Origin of the sequence: Legionella nagasakiensis, from assembly GCF_900639915.1 — a bacterium.
Taxonomy (GTDB): domain Bacteria; phylum Pseudomonadota; class Gammaproteobacteria; order Legionellales; family Legionellaceae; genus Legionella_A; species Legionella_A nagasakiensis.
In genome coordinates, this window is sequence record NZ_CAAAID010000042.1 from 1 (window position 1) to 618 (window position 618).

Here is a 618-nt window from a genome sequence, read left to right on the forward strand (position 1 = left end):
TCGCCTCTTACTGCCAAGGCATCCACCGTCTGCGCTTCTCTTCTTGACCATATAACCTCAATCAACTCAATGTCATACAATCCTCAATACAACCATCACCATCAGAAATAGTCATACCAAAACGCTTGTGTTACCTCAATCTCTACCATATTGTTAATGAACTTCTGGAATACCCAGATTAAATAACTCTCTACATGAAAATCATTTGATTTGAATAATCCACTGCATCTATCATGCAAATGTCTAGAATGGTGGGTCTGGGTGGACTTGAACCACCGGCCTCACCCTTATCAGGGGTGCGCTCTAACCAACTGAGCTACAGACCCATTTTTTGCTTCAGCTTTTCCCTTTACTCTTCGGCACGCTTACTCAATCGAAACCATACCCAGATCAAAGTAAAAATTCCCGCAAAAACATTCGGCTTCTTCTTTCATCGCTTGAAAACAAACTGTGTGGGCGCTTTGGGGTGTCGTGCTTTTTTTCATTTAAGGAGGTGATCCAGCCGCAGGTTCCCCTACGGCTACCTTGTTACGACTTCACCCCAGTCATGAATCACACCGTGGCAAACGTCCCCCCAAAGGTTAGACTATCCGCTTCTGGTGCAACCCACTCCCATGG

The 618-nt window shown here is 45.3% G+C and carries 1 tRNA gene and 1 rRNA gene; both read right to left on the reverse strand.

What is annotated here, in order from left to right:
- Nucleotides 1–249: 249 nt before the first annotated feature.
- Nucleotides 250–326: transfer RNA gene (locus E1O52_RS13015), tRNA-Ile, on the reverse strand.
- Between the two features lie 160 nt (nt 327–486).
- Nucleotides 487–618 (reverse strand): 16S ribosomal RNA (locus E1O52_RS13020); the annotation flags it as partial.